Origin of the sequence: Paenibacillus sp. JNUCC-31, assembly GCF_014844075.1 — a bacterium.
In the GTDB taxonomy this organism is placed as follows: Bacteria; Bacillota; Bacilli; order Paenibacillales; family Paenibacillaceae; genus Paenibacillus.
Genome location: NZ_CP062165.1, coordinates 4,114,774 through 4,133,800, shown reverse-complemented (window position 1 = coordinate 4,133,800; position 19,027 = coordinate 4,114,774). Strand labels below are relative to the sequence as shown.

The 19,027-nt window shown below is 42.4% G+C and carries 15 protein-coding genes, 1 tRNA gene and 1 pseudogene; 2 read left to right on the top strand and 15 right to left on the bottom strand.

What is annotated here, in order from left to right; translation table 11 throughout:
• Window positions 1–7: 7 nt before the first annotated feature.
• The 9 genes from JNUCC31_RS18020 to JNUCC31_RS17980 all read right to left on the bottom strand — a co-directional run bounded on the left by JNUCC31_RS18020 (window position 8) and on the right by JNUCC31_RS17980 (window position 13,253).
• Window positions 8–922 (bottom strand): ABC transporter permease, encoded by a 915-nt coding sequence (locus JNUCC31_RS18020; protein ID WP_228469082.1) that lies wholly within the window; start codon window positions 920–922, stop codon window positions 8–10.
• Between the two features lie 48 nt (window positions 923–970).
• On the bottom strand, window positions 971–4,069 hold the full coding sequence (locus JNUCC31_RS18015; RefSeq protein ID WP_228469080.1) for an alpha-mannosidase: 3,099 nt from the start codon (window positions 4,067–4,069) through the stop codon (window positions 971–973).
• A 3-nt stretch (window positions 4,070–4,072) separates the two neighbouring features.
• Entirely contained in the window at window positions 4,073–6,292 is a 2,220-nt protein-coding gene (locus tag JNUCC31_RS18010) for a hypothetical protein (RefSeq protein ID WP_192263012.1), read from the bottom strand.
• A gap of 170 nt (window positions 6,293–6,462) precedes the next feature.
• Window positions 6,463–7,599, bottom strand: coding sequence for a GntR family transcriptional regulator (locus JNUCC31_RS18005; protein WP_192263010.1), 1,137 nt, complete (start codon window positions 7,597–7,599; stop codon window positions 6,463–6,465).
• 286 nt (window positions 7,600–7,885) lie between these two features.
• Entirely contained in the window at window positions 7,886–9,091 is a 1,206-nt protein-coding gene (locus JNUCC31_RS18000; protein WP_192273118.1) for a TraB/GumN family protein, read from the bottom strand.
• Between the two features lie 255 nt (window positions 9,092–9,346).
• Window positions 9,347–10,069 carry a DUF421 domain-containing protein gene (locus JNUCC31_RS17995; protein WP_323374332.1) on the bottom strand — a complete coding sequence of 241 codons (723 nt, stop codon included), beginning with the start codon at window positions 10,067–10,069 and terminating at the stop codon, window positions 9,347–9,349.
• A 340-nt stretch (window positions 10,070–10,409) separates the two neighbouring features.
• Entirely contained in the window at window positions 10,410–10,835 is a 426-nt protein-coding gene (locus JNUCC31_RS17990) for a MarR family winged helix-turn-helix transcriptional regulator (RefSeq protein WP_192263006.1), read from the bottom strand.
• A gap of 111 nt (window positions 10,836–10,946) precedes the next feature.
• Window positions 10,947–12,056, bottom strand: a complete 1,110-nt coding sequence (locus JNUCC31_RS17985) for a Gfo/Idh/MocA family protein (protein WP_192263004.1) — start codon at window positions 12,054–12,056, stop codon at window positions 10,947–10,949.
• Between the two features lie 69 nt (window positions 12,057–12,125).
• Entirely contained in the window at window positions 12,126–13,253 is a 1,128-nt protein-coding gene (locus JNUCC31_RS17980) for an NtaA/DmoA family FMN-dependent monooxygenase (RefSeq protein WP_192263002.1), read from the bottom strand.
• A 331-nt stretch (window positions 13,254–13,584) separates the two neighbouring features.
• Between JNUCC31_RS17980 and JNUCC31_RS17975 the strand changes: the two genes are divergently transcribed.
• Entirely contained in the window at window positions 13,585–13,929 is a 345-nt protein-coding gene (locus JNUCC31_RS17975; RefSeq protein WP_192263000.1) for a winged helix-turn-helix transcriptional regulator, read from the top strand.
• Window positions 13,930–14,072: 143 nt separating this feature from the next.
• On the opposite strand, the gene JNUCC31_RS17970 is transcribed toward JNUCC31_RS17975, so the two are convergent.
• The 3 genes and pseudogenes from JNUCC31_RS17970 to JNUCC31_RS17960 form a co-directional block, all read right to left on the bottom strand.
• Entirely contained in the window at window positions 14,073–14,360 is a 288-nt protein-coding gene (locus JNUCC31_RS17970; RefSeq protein ID WP_192262998.1) for a DUF4260 domain-containing protein, read from the bottom strand.
• An 83-nt stretch (window positions 14,361–14,443) separates the two neighbouring features.
• Window positions 14,444–14,833 (bottom strand): annotated as a pseudogene (locus tag JNUCC31_RS17965) (MerR family transcriptional regulator); the annotation flags it as partial.
• A 678-nt stretch (window positions 14,834–15,511) separates the two neighbouring features.
• Window positions 15,512–15,715 carry a hypothetical protein gene (locus JNUCC31_RS17960; RefSeq protein WP_192262996.1) on the bottom strand — a complete coding sequence of 68 codons (204 nt, stop codon included), beginning with the start codon at window positions 15,713–15,715 and terminating at the stop codon, window positions 15,512–15,514.
• A 948-nt stretch (window positions 15,716–16,663) separates the two neighbouring features.
• Here JNUCC31_RS17960 and JNUCC31_RS17955 point away from each other — a divergent pair.
• Window positions 16,664–16,754: transfer RNA gene (locus JNUCC31_RS17955), tRNA-OTHER, on the top strand.
• A gap of 115 nt (window positions 16,755–16,869) precedes the next feature.
• Here JNUCC31_RS17955 and JNUCC31_RS17950 read toward each other — a convergent pair.
• From JNUCC31_RS17950 to JNUCC31_RS17940, 3 genes are all read right to left on the bottom strand, one after another.
• Window positions 16,870–17,814, bottom strand: coding sequence for a GNAT family protein (locus tag JNUCC31_RS17950; protein WP_192262994.1), 945 nt, complete (start codon window positions 17,812–17,814; stop codon window positions 16,870–16,872).
• A gap of 125 nt (window positions 17,815–17,939) precedes the next feature.
• Complete coding sequence (purE, locus tag JNUCC31_RS17945; protein WP_192262992.1) at window positions 17,940–18,434, bottom strand: 5-(carboxyamino)imidazole ribonucleotide mutase; 495 nt, start codon at window positions 18,432–18,434, stop codon at window positions 17,940–17,942.
• 16 nt (window positions 18,435–18,450) lie between these two features.
• Window positions 18,451–19,026: a phosphoribosyltransferase family protein gene (locus JNUCC31_RS17940; protein ID WP_192262990.1), complete on the bottom strand. Its 576-nt coding sequence runs from the start codon at window positions 19,024–19,026 to the stop codon at window positions 18,451–18,453.
• Window position 19,027: the final 1 nt, after the last annotated feature.

Genomic DNA, 19,027 nt, shown 5'->3' with positions numbered 1-19,027 from the left:
CACCTCCTTAGAACAGGGATACATCACTGACTTTGCGGGCAATCCGGTTGACCGTTAGTACCAAAACTAGCCCAATCACACTCTGGAACAGCCCCACAGCTGCCGCGTAACTTAAACGCCCTTCCCGGATACCCGAGTTAATGGCGTGCACGTCGAGCACACTGCCCATGCCAGCGGTCGCAGGTCCATTCAGGAGAAGCAGCTGCTCATAACCGGCGCTCATCAAATTACCAACGGCGAGAATAAATAATATAATGGCGACATTACGGATACCCGGCAGGGTCACATGCCACATCTGTTGGAAACGCCCTGCACCATCGATCTTGGCAGCCTCATATTGCTGCTGGTCAATTCCGGCAATGGCAGCCATGAATATGATGGAGTTCCAGCCGATGTTCTTCCAAATATCCGATCCAACAATCATCTGATAGAACCAGGTGGGATTGTTCAGGAATTGGATTGGTTCAGTCCCGAACGACCCCAGCAAATCATTCACTGGCCCGCCGTATGGCGTGAGCAATCTCTGCATCAGGGTAACAACCACAATCCAGGATACAAAGTAGGGTAAATAGGAAAGTGTCTGAACGGTTTTCTTGAACCTGATCATGCGTATTTCGTTTAAAAGAATGGCGAGAATGATTGGCATCGGAAAGCCGATTAACAGCTTCATGAGACTGATGATCACCGTGTTGCGGATGATATCACCCGATTGATAGTAGTTAAAGAACTGTTGAAAGTACTTGAAACCTGCCCAAGGGCTTCCGGTAAAACCGCCAACGAAGGTATAGTCCCTGAAGGCAACCTGAATTCCATATAAGGGAACATAGGAGAATAAGAAAAACCAGATGATGCCAGGTAACATGAACAAGTAAAAGAGCTTATGCTTCCAGATTCGCTTCATTAACACACTGTTCTTAATCACATTCCCAACGCTCCTTTCCCTTGCGGAAGGTTGAAACCGTTATTCTTGCTACCCTTTTAATCGCAGCGAAATGATCTCGAATGGTGTGAAGGATACAACTACGTCAGATTGATTGTGCAGCTCCAGGGATGAAATGTTATTTTCCATGAGATCAACCTCCCAAACTTCAGCAGCATCCCATCCGATAGACAGTTTCGTTTTAACCTGGGTCCCCGAGGTCTCATACAGACGGACGATAATGTCATTACTGTCCTCGGCTTTTTTGATTGACTCCACCATGATGTGCGGATGATCCGGCTGCAGGAATGCTTTTGTGTAAGGCAGCTTTTCCTCTTCTACATCCATTGAAGGTGCAGACAAGGAACTCAGGCGCAGCGGAATATTGAGCTCATTGCCTCTTCGATAGATTTCAGCCTGAACATGGTTCCCCTGATGCGGATATAACGAATAGGTGAATTGGTGCTCTGCACGATCCGCCACCGGATCCGGGTAGGAACTGCTGCGCAGCAAATGAAGGTCAAGCACATTGTTAATGGCTCGATGTCCGTATTTGCAATCGTTGAGTAAGGCGACTCCGTAATCCGGCTCTGATATATCCACCCATTGGTGAGCGCAAATCTCATCCTTGGCAAAGTCCCACATCGTATTGCGGTGAGTCGGCCTGCTCAGGCTGCCAAACTGGATTTCACAGTGTACCTGATCGGTACGAATCTGCACCGGGAACGAAGTGCGTAACATTTTACCGTTTTCCTGCCAATCCACGACTGTCTCAAAATCAATACGCCGACTGCCCTCAGTTAAAATAACGGTTTGGGTTAGAGACGATTCTCCGTAGCTGTAATCAAAAACCAGCCCAACTTTCGGACCATCCCGAAGCTCACGGATATCATTCAGAATTAATGGCATCCCCGGTTGAGATGAATAATCATGGCGGAAATCCCAGGCATCGCCTTCGTCATGATATACACGAAGGTCGTTCCCACGCTGTCCTTGTAAGATGATTTCGCGAGCCTCCAGTTTATCCAGAATCGAGGTGATACCGCCGTTCTGATCAAATTTCACGATGAGAATGTCATTCTCCATACTGTGCTCCTTGGCTGTGTCATGGAAATCTGTTTCCAGCATAGCAACATCCGTTTCAATGCCCGTTGCGATCTCTCCCATGACCTCCTGGTCTTCATGATCGGATACCACGATGTAGCCCATGGATGGAACCTGCACTTTACGCCATCGTCCATGGAGGTGCAACCACTCCTGACGTTCCCACGGCAGTGAGTTGAATACCACAGTTGAATTGGAGCTTCCCTCTTGGGAAGAGATATAATCTGTAATATAGCTGTAGGTTTCGGTGATCATGCCTTCCGTCTGCTGGAGCAATGCTTCATACCGTATTAACGACTCATCATAGACTCGCTTAATGGAAGATCCGGGGAGGATATCATGGAACTGGTACAGGAGCACTTCCTTCCAGATCGTCTCCAATGCTTCAGCCGGATAAGACTTGCCAATGCGGGCAGCCAGTACAGCAGCAAACTCCAGCTCGCGCAGAGCTTTCTCCATCTTGCGGTTGTGCCGCTTGTTCCTTGCCTGACTGGTCAGGGTTCCTTGGTGCTTTTCGAGATACAACTCCCCACGCCAGGTCTGGAATCGATCTCTTTCTTCATTTAATCGTTCAAAAAATTTCCAGGAAGGTTCCTGCACAACAGGCGCCAGACCGAGCAGGTTCTTCTCCCGCTCCAGCCGTTCCAAATGCTCTTCTCCCGGGCCTCCGCCGCCGTCTCCAATGCCAAAGAGCATCAATGCGTGGCTGGACACATTTTTGTCCAGATACTCCCGCTCTGCTTTGGCAATAGACCGTGGAGCGGCGGGACTGTTATACGTGTCCTCGGGCGGCATATGTGTTAATACCGAGGAACCGTCGATCCCTTCCCACAGAAAGGAATGATGAGGATGGCGATTGTACTCACTCCAGGAGAGCTTCTGGGTCATCATGTAATCCACACCGGATTTCTTCAACAACTGCGGCAAGCTTGCGGAGTAGCCAAATACGTCTGGCATCCACAGCGACTTCATCTCCATTCCGAATTCCTGTTGAAAATAGCGTTTCCCATACAGGATCTGGCGTACCAGAGATTCACCGCCTGGCACATTGGTATCCGACTCCACCCACATGGCCCCTTGTGGTTCCCATCTGCCTTCCCGCACCCGCTCCTTGATCTGGTCATACAGCTTGGGATAATGCTGCTTCATCCAATCGTATAGCTGAGGCTGGCTCGCTCCGAACACATAATCGGGATAACGCTCCATCATGCGAAGCACCGTTGAAAAAGTTCTTGCGCCCTTGCGGATCGTTTCGCGAATCGGCCATAACCAGGCCAAATCGATATGGGCATGCCCAACCGCACTTATGTTCATCACGGGATCTCCGCCACGACGTGATAATGGCTCGTTTAATAATTTCTTGGCGCGCTGAATGCGTTCAGGGCTGAGTTCCGTCAATAATATGGAAACGTCATATAGGGATTGAAGAATTCTTTCTCTGCGCGCCGTGTTGGCAGGAAGATGTTCTGCCGTCTCCAGAAGCACTTCTGTGTCGTAAAAGAGACTTCGGATATCTTCATGACAGATGGCCATGACCGCTTCTTTTACCGTACCGCCTTGGTATTTGCCAAATAAGTCGTTATTGCCAGCATCAGCCCACAGTTCAAATGCCCCGTCTGTCATTGTTATCGACGCATGGTCCAGTTCAACCACTCTTTTCCCGGGCAGACCCAATGTGAATTCAAATTCCGAGTTGATGGTTGTCAAACCCTGTACAGGTGTTCCTTCCTGATCTACCAGACAGAGTTCGCCGTTCACGTCCAGCAGGAGAACAACTTTGGCGTCACTATCAAACGGTGAAATACTCCCCGTAAAACAAAACCAGGCACAATCCCATAACTCCCCCCAACGCTCGCCCTGTGAAAGAGTGATTTTCTGGCCTGACATTCTTTCCTCGAACGAAACGGGCTCCGGGGTAACCCATGCTGTCACATTCAACTTGGCAATCGGCTCATATATGGCTTCACGGAGTTTGGACAGCATTTGATTCAAATGTCCGAGTCTAATCGGTTCATATGGCATAATGGTTTTATTCTCTCCTCTCATTCATCAAGCTTTTGCATTCTCACGATCCCACCTTACTTGAATCTCCACCTTGTTCTTGCTGCCATGCTCATATTTCAGCAGTACTGTTTTCGATTTTGAATCCCATTTCCATTCGGCAGGTACAGTCTGGTGTTGATCTATACTGCAAACGGATACGGGTTCAAATGGGCAATAGAATCTGGCGGTGGCCTGCATGTTGGTCGGACCCTTGGCTGCACATTGAAAACCTGTATTCGTTATCGTCAGATCTTCAATTCTGGAAGATGCAGAGATCAGGCTCACCTTGTCTTGCTGTGGCCTTCCGGCCGTAATGTCGTATAACAGTGCTTGCTCACCAGGAGCTAACCTTACCTCTTGCCGAACATGCAGGTCAGGATCGAACAAGTCCACCACCGGACCTGGAATAACCAGTGATTCTTCGGATATGGATTCTTCCAGGACAGAGGCGATGATGTAGGGCCCACGTTTGATTTTAAAATAATGCTTGGATTCCCAACGGAAGTTGGAACCCTGAAGTTTCTCCCATGTTTCTTTCACAGACTGGCGAAGTTGATCTGCACCCGATTTGCTTGACGAACATACAGCTGGATGTACTGAGAGCCAATGCACCAATCCTTTGCCCACAGGATGAATTCCTTCCTGCTCTGCCTTAAGTCCAAGTTGTTCAAATAAGTGCTCGCGTGGTGAGGTATATATGGTATTTGGGCCTTCACTGTGCTGATCATTATTCCACCATGCCCGGATGTTGTGATACGGGTCGCTGTCGTCTCCAACATAGATTAACGCGCCCCCATCCTGTACCCATTGGGCCAAGGCATTATGGATATCGGAGTGCTCTGGCTTCATGTACTCGTAACTCAACAGCAGGACACGATAGGGAGCCAGGTAATGCGGATACCGCCTCACATTATCGAGCTGGACGGGTCTCACAGGTATTCCGTGTTTAAGCAATGGCAGAGCAAGACCATAGAATGGAGAGAAATCCAGCAGCTCTGTGTCGCCATCCTCTTGAAAACCTTCCGGATCTGTGCCGTCATACTTTCCTGCATTCGATGCTTCCGGCTCAGGCTTCATACGCTGAAACATCGCTGAGTCGGCAATCAATACACCAACCTGAAGAGATTCATCCTCTGTTTCGATATGGTCTTGATCCATATTTCCAAGTGTGTGCATCACATGCAGCAATGTCGTTGCATAATCAGGTGGGATCTGTTCTTTATGTGCACCGTCATCAGACGGATAAGTTCCTTTGAAGATTCTTCGCGGCCAAGGCGTGACCTCGTAATGGGAAACTCCCGGATGAAGAAGTGAAGCAGCAACCGTCTTCAGGTAATTCTGTTTATAATCGGCCCATGTATAATTCGGATTGTCCTCGATAGGGTCATGCAGAAACCACATCCGTCTGTCTGTACCCCGCACAAGCTCTTGCATGACACCATACTCCAGGTAAGCGGTTTCAAATGTTCGTTCTTTCCGCACCCCTTCATACACATTCGCTGTTCGTGAAGTCCCGGTCCAGATTTGCGCAATATATCCATCAACGGATGGAAGCTCAATCAATCGAGACTGCGGGCTGACAATTCGCCACTGCGTATAATTGATCAGACTGTGGGTTGGGACGTAAAACCGCAGGATGCGATTGTAACGTTTCAGAGCGTAATCTTTCATCTCGGTACATAAGCGGTCTAACACACGTGTGAATAAGTAAGCTTTCAATTTGGAGGCCCGAAACTGTGCATCGGGTGAGGAATGAGGCGGAATCCAGGATTCTTTGTAGTACAGCTGCCATTCTCTCTTAAACGATTCCGAGTACCCTCCGTTCACCCAGAATTCAGGCTCTTCCAGATGAATCGCCTCTACGCCCGAATCAACAGCTACACGTATGCGTTCAGCGATATATTTACCAAAGGAAACAGTTGGGACCATGTAAGGAATAATAGGTTCCTTCCCATGGACAATCATCTCGCCATCGCGATCCATCTGAGCTTCATCCCAGTGCGTTTCCCCGTCTACTTCCCCGTCCAGATAGTCGTTATAGGTCCCCCATGCTACCCCTGTCATTAAATGGACCACGTACCCTTTATCCTTCCATTCCTGAATACGTTGCGGCATCGTTTCGTCCATTCCATAGACCATGACAAAATCCGTTTGCAGATCATAATCAGGATGATAGGGTGCTGATTCCTGGAATCCGGTTCGTTCTTCTTTCCGATCTCTAACCACAGCTTTGACCTCCCTGCCCCTGTTGGATTGGTCTTCCGTTGTAAATATTCACCATTTCATAAAATATAATATACATTAAGAATATATTCAATATGTTTTTTTAAGAAAAATAAAAAAGCCCTTTCCGTACATCTACGGAAAAGACTTGAATTTAAGCATTGAAATGATGATTAGGGACAACTTCCCGTCGTTTGACGAACGACAAGTTCAGGTTCAATCAGAATTTTGCTGAAGCCTGTAAGCTGAGGGCTATTCCGAATGACTTCGAGAAGCTGGCTGGCTGCACGGATTCCCATCTCTCTCTCAAATTGCTTTACATGCGTAAAAATACTGAATTCCTCCACGATGGAAGTGGGGTCATCAAAGCTTACAATCGATACATCTTCGGGAATGCGAAGACCCGCTTGCTTGGCCATTTGATAGATCTGGACCCCCAGCCTGCCATTCAGCGATATATAAGCAGTCACCATTTTGTTGCTGATATATCGGTACAATGGATGGGCTTCGGCGTCCTTCAGAACAGACAATGGCTTGAAATCCGTAATCATATGAGCGGGATTAATCAGTGCTCCCTTATCCTTCAGCGCTTCAATATAACCGTCAATCCGCTCCTGGACCGTGACGGTTTGCAACGGAGAATCCGAGCAGATCGCTATATCACGATGTCCAAGCTCCCATAGATGTTCAACGGCCAGCCTCACGCCCAACCTTCCATCAGCCGCAATGTAATGGGTTTCGACGCCAGGCAAATATCGGTCAATCAGCAAAAAAGGGAAGCCGGATAACTTCATGCCGAGAATCTCCTCGTTATAGTTACCTTCATCCACAGGAAAGATTAACAGCCCCTCAGCTCCAAGTGCCTTTAACTCCCTGATCGCGTCCTTTTCTTTCTCAATGTTGCCCTGCGTCAGCATGATCATGCTGCGATAGCCTTCCTGATTGAGTGACTTCTCAATCCCTTCGATAAGTCGAATCGCAAAGTAGTCGTGAATCGTAGGCATGATCACCCCAATCATCCCTGTACTCGATCTGCCTCCCCTTACTGCCGGAGATTCAGAAAATGCGGTGTCAGCTGCATCTATGCCTTCTGCGACAAAGCTGCCTTTGCCTGGGACACGTGCGATCAACTTCTCGTTAGCCAAACCTGTCAGGGCGTTGACTACCGTAATTTTGCTAACGTTAAATCGATCCATGAGTTCCTTCTCTGTCGGTATTCGATCACCCGGCTTCATATTTTCCGAAGCAATAAATTTGCGGATATAGTCTTGAATTTGTTGGTACAACGGTATTCGATCATTCGTACTCATGATAATCACATCACCAATTCATTCATTATATTTTTATATATAAAATATATTTTTACACATATAAGTACAATAAACAACCATTTCATACCTGTCAATGTTGTCGTCGATACCCTCGAGGGAAGCTAAAACCAAAAGAGCCTGCAAATCGATTCTATCGATCTGCAGGACTTTCAGCGTTTCATTTTTAACCAGAAGATCATACTTCGTGAAGATGTTTCGCTCTATAAAGTTCAAACCCCATGCTCTACAGGAGCCATGGGTTTTTAAACTTCTGAAATCAGCACATTTATTTACGCACAACGTTATAACCCTTATCCTTCAGTAACTGGATGACCCCATCCTTACCCAGGAAGTGACCTGCGCCAACCACGATGAAGTATTCCTCTTTCTTATCACTGTTCAAGTAGCCATCGATTTTGTCTGCCATACCGATATTCCGATCGATTAGCATCGCTTTGTTATACTCCGGGTCGACAGCCATGCTGTTGGTGAACTCAAGCAATCCTTGGTCATCCCCAGTTTTCCACATTTCGGCCATCTGGTCGACACTATCATCAAGCACATCAAAATTGTCGAGCGCAGCGTTCAAATTCTTCTCTTGCAATTCCTTGGTGAAATCATTGAACATTCCTAACTGGGATTCATACGATTCCAGCTCCAGCACGGGCAATTTCCGTTCAACGGCTTTCTGAATGAAATATAGATCGATACCCGCAGACGCTTCATAACCAGCCTTCACTGATTTCAGACTGCTGATTGTCGTCTCCGCCACCCAGGGCTTAAATGTATCAAGAGCATTGGTCTCCAACCCACTTTGCTTCAAAATATCCCCGAGCTTGGCATACGTTTCCTTGGACACATGATCCTTCAGTGATGTTCCATCTTGGTACATTCCCATATCCATAATCAGCTTCTGCTGTGCTTCATCGGCCGCTTTACTGATATCAATTTCTACACCCAGGTAGTCGGCTTCTGCAAAAGCTTCCTCAAATTCCGGACGCAATGGGTAGAAGCTATCGTCTGCAATATGCATGGAGCCTACCAGATATACCGTATTGCCATTATGCTCAACTTCCCACATAAAACCACGGGCCCCTTGCCCTGTTGCTTTGGACACTAGAAGTACGGTGCGAGATTGCTGATCCCAACGAACCTCGTAGCCTGCTGCCTCACCAACGAGCCGGATCGGAGCATACATCACGCCGTTAATCAGCTTTGTCTTGCTTTTTAGTGAGACCTCTTTGCCATCCATAACGATATGAATGGTACCATTCTCCGCGCTTTTCAGCTTGATATCCATCGCCTGAAGTGTCGTTCTCAACGGAACCAGGGTTGTGCCCTGATCCACGATTGGTGAGTGGATTGTATAGTCCACGTTGTGATCATTGACCTTCAATGCTGTCTGCTGTGGAGCAGCCATAGCCGGGGCCGCTGTTGCCAACAAACCTGTAGAAATGATGAGCGATAAAAGCGATTTTCTCCAATTTTTCATATTCATTATTTTCTCCCTACATCTAAGAATGAAGTGCAAGAACAGTCCTCATTAAACCAAATCCGATCAATTCAAAAAGACCGTTCTCTGATTATAAATAACGGTCTTAGTTAAAATTAGTTTCATATAATTAAATCTATTTGGACTAAACACTCTGCACGAGAACAAAAAAAGACGGAGATCACCTGATGAAACGAAGCATTCGTTTACCAGATGAATTGAATTTTTTATCCCCGTGTGTGCTTCCCCTGCAAGTTATTCTACGTCAATAGGATGTTTAATTTGATCCACATAATAATCCATATACAGCCGTCCATCACTTCCTTTAACCGCGTAGAATACATCGCTAACGTTCTTCTTCTGTGCTCCAAGCTGTTGGACTAATTCCTCTTCGGATATGCCATTCAGCTTCAGATTCTTGCTTAAAATCTCTCCGTCCATAATCAACTCCACAGGCATACGTTCACGGTTCTGTTCTACCTTCTTATGGACATCCTGAACTGTAGCCGTTCTGTAATTGGCTTTTTTCATTACCGAAACTTGCCCACTCACTTCGAGTAATGCATACTCTACCTCCTCCATGTTGAAAATGTCTTTTTGTCTCAGAATTTGGTTAAGGGAATCCAATGTTAGTTTATTCTTTCTGAGGTTATTTTCCATAATTTTTCCACCCTCGATCAATACGGTAGGTGATCCTTCAGCCAATAAACGGATTTTTCTGCTTTTCAGATTTAATTGGGATAACAAATACGAGGTTCCTGTAAAAACAATCAACGATATGATTAGATGCGTGACTTTCATCTTCTCATTAAAAGCTAAATTGGCGGCTATTGCTCCCATGATGATTGCAGTGACAAATTCATGGAAATTCATATTCGACAACGTTTGTTTTCCCAGTATGCGCGCGATGACCAAAAGAAGTAAGAAGGCAGAGATACTTCTAATAAGGATAATGAATTGATCGATCAATGTTAGCACCCTTTCACTCGTTATAGTCGCGGGACTATATCAAGTATCAACCCAAATATCATTAAATATAAGGTGCGGCTCAAATCTGGATTACATACTTGATTAAACTTCAAACCTCTTTTGGGAATTGAAAAAAAGCCGCTATTTTAGCGACTTTGTGTTGAGCAGTGAAGCTGTTATCCAGTACAGTCCAGGTACAGCTGTCCTTATGTTCCGCGAAATGCCGTGCGCCTGTCGATCGTAGGGAAACTGAGTTCCGGATTGCTTAAAGATACAGATATATACAAAATGCCGGAAATTGCTACTCTATTCCTTTAGCAGGCTAATTATATATCGAAGAAATAGAGAGTCATATTAAATTCCTCTCCATTTGTTGCATTAGCTGTCTTAATATCAACCGATCTTCCGTCGAAATGGATTGAAGCAATTTATCCTGCTGCTCCCTCCATTTAATCTCAACCGGCTTTTCTAATTCTTTTCCTTTGTCCGTTAGATAAATACGCATGATCCGGGCATCTTGGCCATCACGTTTACGATATATGAATCCGTTCTGCTCCAGTGATTTAACCATGTTCGTTACCGTTGGCGGCTCACATTTCAAGTGTTCACACAGTTGCATTTGTGTTACCCCATCACCCAACCACAGACGATACAACAAATTATCTTGTCCTACATAGAGATTAAGTTCCCTAAGAGATTCACTATAATTCCGACGCATTTGGGAGGAAATCCGATCTAACGACTGTCGAATATCACAATCTACTGCATCTGTCATGAATTATCCCGTCCTGTCATCCGAATGATATTTAGCAGACTAAATGTATCACGGTGATATTAAAGTGTCAATTTACCTTAGAGTTACCGCCTATTAGGGGCAACTCATGGATTAAAAATATTGACGTTCACCGGTCTGTGCTGATTTTTCGACGGCATCCAGAAACTGATGAAGTTTCACCGCATCCGCGAAAGTAGGTGCTGAGGTAGTGCCTTCTTGAATATCTTGCGCGAATTTACGATAAGCCTGAGCCATATTCAGAACAAATCCGGAGTCATTTTTTAGAGATTGTGGGCCCCAGTAATAGGAATCCGGAATGGTTAGTTCACGAAGGACGTTGTCAGTAGCTCCAGCACCGCGTAATTGGTGTGATCCGAATTGAATGGATGCAGGCGCACTCAGCACGATTGTCCCCTGATCCCCAAAAATTTCAAGCGTTAGTCCTGTCTGATGTTTGACTCCACCTTGAATATGAACACTCGCTGCTGCACCACTAGTTAATTTTCCAGTAATCAGTATTTGATCAGCTGTCGTCTTCTTGATGACTTTCTGAATATCCACCAATTCAACTTCAGGAAATTGCTGTGCTGTGATGGAAGAAAGTTCGGTGAAATCTCCAAGCATGTAGGTAAATGCATCCAGATTATGTCCACCTACAATGGTCAGCAAGTTCCCTCCAATCTTCCGGTCGAATAGGTACGCACTTGACTTGTCGCCCACGCCGCCCATGCCATCAATGGAGATCTTCAAATTGGCAGACAACACTTTACCCACATAACCTTCTGCCAATAAATCTTTCACATACTGAACGGCCGGGGCTTGTCTGGCCTGTAATCCAATCGCATTTGGCAATTTTGCGGAAGCTACCCATTCCTGCATTTCAAGTGCTTCAGTCGTATTGGATCCCAATGGCCATTCGCAATAGATTGGTTTTCCAGCAGGCGCGATGGCTTTAACGGCGTTATAATGTTCCTTAACGTTAATACTGACAACGACCATGTCCACATCAGGATGTTGAGCCAGCTCCTCCATGTTATCAAAGCCGTAATCTGCGTAGAAAGCTTCTGCGCTTTTCTTCGCACTCGCCGTATTGCTTGTCCCCACTGCTGTAAGCTCAAATTCATCCAAATGCTCAATGGCTGGAATATGTGTAACCTTCGCCCACCCATTATTGATTGAAGCCCCTATGATTCCTGTACGAATATTCTTTTTCTTACTCAATGTAAAACATCTCCCTTGGTTTTTTATTTATTATCTCAGCTGTATCCTAATCTTCAGTATTTTTGATTATTACTTCGTGTATTTATTTTTAGGGTAAGGTAGACCTAAATTCCCCCGAAGTGTATCATCCTCATATTCCTTGCGGAATATGCCTTTATCTTGCAAGATAGGAACAACCAATCTAATAAAGTCCTTAAATCCTTCTGGATGATCTTGTCTAATGAGCAAGATATCCATGACCCCTTCTCGATACCAATGTTCGATTTGTTCGGCAACATGCTCTGCCGATCCTATTAACCCAGGTTTCGGCATTCGATAACCTTTAGGCATCCATGATTCGATTTCCCTTAGTTTTTCCAGTGCCTCCTTTTCCGTTTTACCAACGATCGGGTTGTGAGAAGGCATCATCAACAGGTCATATGGTGAACGCCCTTGATTTTGAACTTTACGTTTTAGTTCAGAAGTAAATGCTTTGAGATATTCCAAATCATCTCCAGGCGCCATAATGACTTCGGCATGCTGCGCAGCAATATCCATGAATGCCGGGGAAGTACCGGCTTGAAAGACGACCGGTCTGCCTTGCCTCGATCGACTAATATTTAAGGGTCCCTCCACAGAAAAGTAGTTCCCCGTATAATGTAGTGGATGCATCTTACGCGGGTCATAAAATACCCCACGTTCCTTATCACGTATAAAGGCATCGTCTTCATACGAATCCCAGAGGCCTTCTACAATCTCCAAAAACTCTTTTTTCATGGGATAAAGATCTGCTTTCGTTAAATGGGACCGACTGTAATTGGCTAATCCTCCCGGATTCGAGGTGATCGCATTCCACCCTGCTCTACCCTTGCTAATCTTGTCGAGTGAGGCGATTTGCCTGGCAACCGTAAAGGGATCTGCATATGAAGTCGCTATGGTTGCTACCAGTCCAATGGAGTGTGTTACCATACTTAGTGCCGACAAAATGGATACGCCCTCAAACATGCTTAGATAGTGCGGGATCATGCCAGGTCCGATATGACTTACGTCTGCCAAAAAGATGAGATCGAACTTTCCCTGTTCAAGTTGTATGGCTTTCTGTACGTAATACTCCATATTTTCACTGGCATCCGCCGGAATAGCGGGGTGTCTCCAACCCGTGTAATTCCAACCCACGCCATCAATAATTCCTCCTAATTTAAGCTTTCTATCTTCCATTTTTGAATAATCTCCTTTTCACGAGTTCACTTATCTCCTTATGATAAACCTAATCCTTTTGCCAATAATTCATGACCTTTCTTTCGCCTTTCTTGATTAGGATAAAAGTCATTTGCTGTATTCACATCAGTTAATCCTTTCCATGTTATTATTTAGCTTGCTAACTATAGGATGAAGAAATATAATAATTACTTAGCCTGCTAACTATAAGACCAAAATGGTTTTGTTTTGGTTGTTGACCAATCATAAGTGTATTCGTTTCGTTTGCAAAGAGGGCAATTTAAATGAACATAGTACATCTATTTGTACCTATAGATTAGGAGTGATATCAATGAGGGTTTGCAATGAAGGATTTGAACAAGAGTTTATGGAGAAAAAAAGTGATATGTACGCGATAGCCTTTACCCAGAATGTTCTTTCCGGACGCTGGAAGTATTTTATATTATGGTATCTAAAAGATGAAAAACGTCGTTATTCGGATATCAAAAAATTCCTTGGAGATCTATCTCAAGGCTCTCTTACGAAGCAGCTTAAAGAACTGGAGAATGATGGCGTTATTCAACGTCATGTTTATCCGGAGGTACCTCCACGAGTGGAGTATTCGTTAACAGACAAGGGAATGAAGTTACTGCCCATCCTTGAAAAGATGGAGGACTTCGGAAAAGAATACGGATGAACTACAAGATGTTCCTCAACTATTTCACATGGGCTGTCCTTATCACGATAGATCGTTTGGGAAACTTGAAACTCTTCCAATTTCAATTGCATCCCTGCCCGCAAACTATTTTAATTATCGGTACAATGAGTGCAGCCGCAATTTTAAAGCCTTTGTATATGTGTACTAGTAAATGCAGAATCTTGATATTTCAATCCGGCACCTATTGCTCTATCCAAACATATATGAGCTATCCAGATGATCGACCCTAACAGCAGATAATCGTTTGAAAAATATAAGTAACTTAATGCTAAAAGCAGGGGAAAAATAAATGTGTGTCCGAAATTATAAACAATCGCACCTATTTTCTTATTCATTGCGTAACCAAGCATTGTAAGATCAGGAACGAATAAAAGCACAAAAAACAACCAAATTGGAAAGTGTAGCTGCATGTAAATAAAGAAAGAAAGAAAGTGTAACAGCTAATATATATTCAACATGAACGATTTGTTTATTCGTCACCATATCTCTCTCCTTATGAATCCTTTTGGAATAAACTAAGTAACAATTTTTCAATAACTTCTTTATTCTCTGAATATACCGCTTCACTTGCAAGCTCTTTAATGGTTTGCACCACTTGTAATGCTTGTTGGTAAAACTGAATTTTTTCTTCAAGTTTCGTTATTTTTTGATTCAATAACCATACTGTTGCATCGTTACATCCTGTTGATATGGGTTGGTCTCGTAATATAAGTATTTGTTGCATCTCTTTTATTGTAAAACCTAATTGTTTTAATACGATAATTAGCTGTAACTGCTTTTCACATTCTTCATCATACTCCCGATACCCATTTTCTCGCCTTAACGGATTCAATAAGTTCTCTTTCTCATAATAACGAATCGTATCCGTTTGAATTTGATATTTGCTAGCAAAATCCGTAAACCCCCTTTCCGATTAGATCATAACATTGGAGTAAACTCCAAGGTCAAGAGAAAAAACTTGAATAACTGGCATGAGGCAACCCATTTTCTTTGGTCGTCTTGATCTCAGTATTCTTTGCTTTATTGGGACCAAGCAAAGCCAAACCCATACTTCAGTTGCACAAAAGTCCATTAATTAGAATGTACTTTTAAAAAATGTATCGCAGGTTATGGTTTCGTAAAACACAAAAAAGGCTCGATGAATGAGCCTTTTTTGTGTTTTCTAATCCATATTTCATTAAATAAAGGAATAGCTAATCGTCAACATTAAGACTTCTCTTGTCTTATATTATTTATCTGTGCGTTGTCATAATTAATGAGAAAAAAATTACTATAACATCTAAATTTCTCAGTGATTTTCACAATTAGTGAGAAAAATGAACAAACTCACTTTGTATATTCATACATAAAATTGGATACTGCTTCTGGAGATATCTTCAAGTAAATTATAACACAGCAAAAAGACTGCAATCTAATGTTAGATTGCAGTCTCATTTAAAACATTCAAATTAAATTACTATTTCGTTTCGCATTTTAATAATCTACTACTGAAACACGACCCTTAAATCTATATGTTGTATTAGAACCACTCCAACAATTTGGCTACTAATACTTACTTATATCATTTCTTTAATGTAACTATTCTAGCAACATGTGATGAAAACTCTGGAATACTATAAACAACTTTAACTCCCAGTCTTTTATTTAATTCTTTTAAATACTTACTGCTTAACTTAGTAAAACCAATCTTCTGAGAACCATCATTTATCAGGAGTTTAATATTCATATTACGAAGTATTCCCTCTAAACGGTAAATCAATTTCATCTGAGTTATTCTCACGAACACAGGAACATTAAATTCCCGAAGCATACTTCGTTCGTAGCATACCGCTAGGAAATTTTGAATCTATTATAGCTGGTTTCAAATAATATGTACTAATATTATCTTGACAGTACTTCTTCAATAAATATGTTCTTTCTGAACCAGATAAAGCTGAAGTAAAGAATAAGCCTTTATTTCTTCTTGATAAAAGTCTAAATTTAAGACTGTGCTTTCTTATAATTTTCGTTAATCATATTCTTGCCTCCTAATACAATTAATATTAAGAAGTATGGTCAAAAAAATAACTTTTATACATAAGTGTACATAAGTCCCGTGGTCTCCTCTTCAAATTCAAAAGAATTATATGCACCATTGTTTTGTTGTTGGATATCCATATTATTTCAGCACTGTTTCACTCCTGATTTTGAAGTTTAGCTTTCTTCAATTACGTCATCCATCTCTATGTTATCGAACTGTGCTGCCGTTTTTTATGAAAGCAGTTGATTACGTTGATTAGCTGCCCTCTTGGTAATATTCAGCAATCGTTCCCAGCTAGGTTATAGTTGAATATTTTATCTATTTAGCAAAATCATCGGATTATTAATTAACTCATATGGACAAGCCCTTAGCGCTGAACTCTCTACATTAGTGCAATAGGCTTTACCTAACTACGTTGTTTGAAGACCCTGACTGTAATATTCCTTCTCACGTCGAAACAACTGTGATTTTTTCATGTTATGTGACATCTGTGCGGTGCCTCTAATGGAAATAGAAGATCGTATTGGCCTGGAGCACTTCTCTGCAATGATTGGCCTTCACAGATTTTCTTGAGCCAAGGTTTGTCTAAGATCTACGATCTTCAATTTAGTTGAATAGTTTTGAAAACACTTTATATTCAATATTATTCCAAGGACTTGAAAAATTATACTTACTAATGATATAATAAATTTCGGTAAGGTACCCAAGAGGCTTAAGGGGGGCAGATTCATTAGAATATGCTAGGCGTTTCAAGCGTGCGTGGGTTCGAATCCCACCCTTTCCGTTAAATTGCTAGATGAAGAAAGCATCTCACATTTTCTGTGGTGCTTTCTTTTGTTTTTTTAACAGAAAAAAAGCGAGGGTTGTATCCCTCGCTTTTTACGTTAAATAAACTCAACTTAACCTTTAATAGTGTAAGTAGATATTGGATGTGTAATTACTGGTCTATATTTTTCTTTAAACTGATCTAAATTGTATAATTCAGATCCCCCCATATTTAATAATTGAATATTATGTTCATATAGGTATTTGCATGTTGAGACCAATTGAAAGTCTGATGCTCCTGTTATTGTAGTGTCAGCTAAATTCACATATAAATTTGCAGTTCCAGCGGTTATATCCCACGCAGTAAATCCTACAGGCCTTCCTTCTTTGATAAAGCATAATCCATTGATTAATTCCATTCCATTTTCCATTAGCTTGAATAACTCGTAATAAAATTCAGACATGTCTTCTGTATCTTTTTGATTAAGAATCATGTTGCCTTCCCAAAATTTTAAAGCAGCTCTCATTAAATTCATTTGGCTACATTGCTCAATTGGTACGATATCGATTCCAATTCCTGCCCGTAATAATTTATTACGTATCTTTCTGAATTTTCCTCCTTCTAACTTAGAAACAACCTCGGTACTAAGAATACGAACAGGATATTTCCAATCCATTATTTCTTCATCTACCCGTTCCAGCTCTATTGAGTTTTCTTTGAGATTAGATAATGAAGTACACAACTTTATGTACTCCTCATTTGTATACCTACACAGCAAAATCTGATGTTTACTGTTGTAGTTGTCGAGTAAGACTTTAGCAGTTAATGAAAAGTCAGAATTTGAAATCACTTCAGGGAAAATCATTAGACAGTTTTCTAAATGTGGATGATTGCTTACAATAAGGAAAGAGCTTTCATCTTGATAAATATAAGTTCCCTTGCGTCCAGTTAACTGATAATAGGTTGCCGATAACAAATAAGAGTCAATTTGTGTAGAAATTACATTATCTAATTTGGTTTTCAAAGAACCGAAACTAGAATTCTCTTTTGTATAAGAAGCTGTGAGAACACTATTCATAACAAACTCCTTCTATAACCCCACTATTTACAGGAAAAATTATATGGCAAAGGTAGTATTTAGCATTGTTAAATCGTGTACACTGAGAAGTTAAAATTAAAATTCTCAGTGTACAACACGGTTGATTAATCAGTTTTAATATCAAATGGTACAGATTCTTTCAAATCTTGCCTTTGGGTAACCACTCTTTCATCCAATTCTGAGCTGGTTAATGCTAAGATTTGAGCTGCCAATAAGCCAGCATTTCGTGCTCCTGCTTCGCCAATTGCTACGGTAGCTACTGGTACACCTTTAGGCATCTGTACTATGGACAATAATGAATCTAATCCTTTAAGCGATTTGGATTCAATCGGAACCCCGATCACAGGAAGTGTAGTAAGCGAAGCTGTCATTCCTGGAAGATGAGCAGCATATCCTGTCCCGGCAATAATCACCTTAATTCCTCTCTCTTTTGCACTTTTGGCAAAATCAAATAGTCTTTCAGGCGTTCTGTGCGCTGAAACTAACTGAACGGTATAAGGAATATCAATTTCCTTAAGACTTTCCGCAGCATATTTCATAGTCGGCCAATCTGACTGGCTCCCCATTATTATTGCAACTAAAGGATTTTCAAAATTCATTTCATTTCCTCCAAATTTAAAAATTATCTCTAGCTAAAATGGAGAACACAGGAACAGGTGCAACGTTGTTCCTCCCCTGTTTAGATACAGTTTCAAATACAGTTGCGATCTCAATAATGTTAACTTCTAATTTGTTTAATAGCTCAATAGCTCCATTAAAAGTACCACCCGTTGCAATGGTATCATCAACTAAAACGACATTTGAATTAGGCTTGATGATATCGGTTGCAAGAGACAACTTTCTTTCAGCATAAACCATTCCGACAGAAGCTTCGATAGCGCCATATACAGTGTCTCCCGCTTTTCGTACAGGATGGAGCGGCACATTAAGGGCATAGGCAAATGCAGATGCCAAACTTAGTCCGCCATTCGCAATACCCACAATTGCATCAATCTTTGTTTCTGAATATCTTTCCTTGAAACATTCAATTACAGCACTACGAACTTCTGCGTATTGATCAAAAGTTCTGTAGAAATCTAAATATCGTATTCCCACTTTGGGGAAATCCGGAATAATCACGATTTTGTCCAGTAGAATTTCTTGAGCAGTTTGCAATAAATTTGAACTTACGTTTCCCATAACTTTAGTCATT

Coding starts and splice junctions, on each gene's coding strand:
- JNUCC31_RS17940 (WP_192262990.1), bottom strand. CDS start 19,026: ATGACTAAAGTTATGGGAAACGTAAGTTCAAATTTATTGCAAACTGCT.
- JNUCC31_RS17960 (WP_192262996.1), bottom strand. CDS start 15,715: ATGAAATTGATTTACCGTTTAGAGGGAATACTTCGTAATATGAATATT.
- JNUCC31_RS17990 (WP_192263006.1), bottom strand. CDS start 10,835: ATGACAGATGCAGTAGATTGTGATATTCGACAGTCGTTAGATCGGATT.
- purE (WP_192262992.1), bottom strand. CDS start 18,434: ATGAATTTTGAAAATCCTTTAGTTGCAATAATAATGGGGAGCCAGTCA.
- JNUCC31_RS17950 (WP_192262994.1), bottom strand. CDS start 17,814: ATGAATAGTGTTCTCACAGCTTCTTATACAAAAGAGAATTCTAGTTTC.
- JNUCC31_RS17975 (WP_192263000.1), top strand. CDS start 13,585: ATGAGGGTTTGCAATGAAGGATTTGAACAAGAGTTTATGGAGAAAAAA.
- JNUCC31_RS17970 (WP_192262998.1), bottom strand. CDS start 14,360: ATGCAGCTACACTTTCCAATTTGGTTGTTTTTTGTGCTTTTATTCGTT.
- JNUCC31_RS17980 (WP_192263002.1), bottom strand. CDS start 13,253: ATGGAAGATAGAAAGCTTAAATTAGGAGGAATTATTGATGGCGTGGGT.
- JNUCC31_RS18005 (WP_192263010.1), bottom strand. CDS start 7,599: ATGAGTACGAATGATCGAATACCGTTGTACCAACAAATTCAAGACTAT.
- JNUCC31_RS18015 (WP_228469080.1), bottom strand. CDS start 4,069: ATGAGAGGAGAGAATAAAACCATTATGCCATATGAACCGATTAGACTC.
- JNUCC31_RS18000 (WP_192273118.1), bottom strand. CDS start 9,091: ATGAAAAATTGGAGAAAATCGCTTTTATCGCTCATCATTTCTACAGGT.